Annotated in this window: 1 protein-coding gene; it reads right to left on the bottom strand. The window is 74.4% G+C overall.

Going from position 1 to position 1,087, the window contains the following annotated elements; all coding sequences use genetic code 11:
• Positions 1 to 1,087: TadA family conjugal transfer-associated ATPase (locus tag AC31A1_RS51800; protein ID WP_489659976.1), on the bottom strand; the 1,087-nt coding region annotated here is incomplete at both ends.

The raw sequence follows: 1,087 nt of genomic DNA, 5'->3' as shown, positions 1-1,087 counted from the left end.
CCTCCACCCCCCACCGCAACGCCGGCACCGTCCGCACCAACCCCGACGGGTCCCGCTCCAGGACATGGACCTCGGCGATCCGTCGCCGCCCCGCCCGGTCCCGTACGAGATGCAGGACCACCGACAAGGCCGCCGCCAACTGGCTGTGCAGCGCGGCCCGGTCGAGGCCCGCGGCCGTGCCCAGGGCCTCCAGACGGGCGGGGACGTCGGCCGCCGCATTCGCGTGGACGGTGCCGCAGCCGCCGTCGTGACCCGTGTTGAGCGCGGCAAGCAAATGAACAACCTCAGGCCCGCGCACCTCGCCGACGACCAGCCGGTCCGGCCGCATCCGGAGTGCCTGGCGGACCAGGTCCTGGAGCGTGACGAGCCCGGCGCCCTCCTGGTTGGCGGGTCTGCTCTCCAGCCGTACGACGTGCGGATGGTCCGGCTTCAGCTCCGCCGAGTCCTCCGCGAGCACGATCCGCTCACCCGGTCCGACGAGCCCCAGCAGCGCGCTCAGCAACGTCGTCTTGCCGCTGCCGGTGCCGCCGCTGATCAAGAAAGACAGCCGCGCCTCGATCAACGCCCGCAGGATGCGGTCCCCGCCCGGCGGCACCGTGCCCGCTGTGACCAACTCGTCCAGCGTGAACGCGCGCGGCCGTACGACGCGCAGCGACAGACAGGTGCAGCCCATGGCGACCGGCGGCAGTACGGCGTGCAGGCGTGTCCCGTCGGGCAGCCGGGCGTCGGCCCAGGGGCGGGCGTCGTCCAGCCGGCGTCCGGCCACCGCGGCCAGGCGTTGCGCGAGGCGCCGTACCGCTGCCGCGTCCGGGAAGGAGACGGTGGTCAGTTCCAGGCCGCCGCCCCGGTCGACCCACACCCGGTCCGGTGCCGACACCAGGACGTCGGTCACGGAGGGGTCGGCGAGCAGGGACTCCAGTGGACCGCTGCCCACCAGCTCGGACCGCAACTGCTCGGCCGCGCCCAGCACTTCGGCGTCACCCAGCACCCGCCCCTGCTCCCGCAACGCCTGCGCCACCCGCGCGGGCGTCGGCTCACCCCCACTCTCGGCCAGCCACCGCCGCACACCGTCGAGCAGTCCGACAGG

The sequence above is a fragment of the Streptomyces sp. P5F9 genome (genome assembly GCF_057961495.1).
Note: the sequence above shows the minus strand (reverse complement) of the source record. Positions and strands in the feature narration are given on the sequence as shown.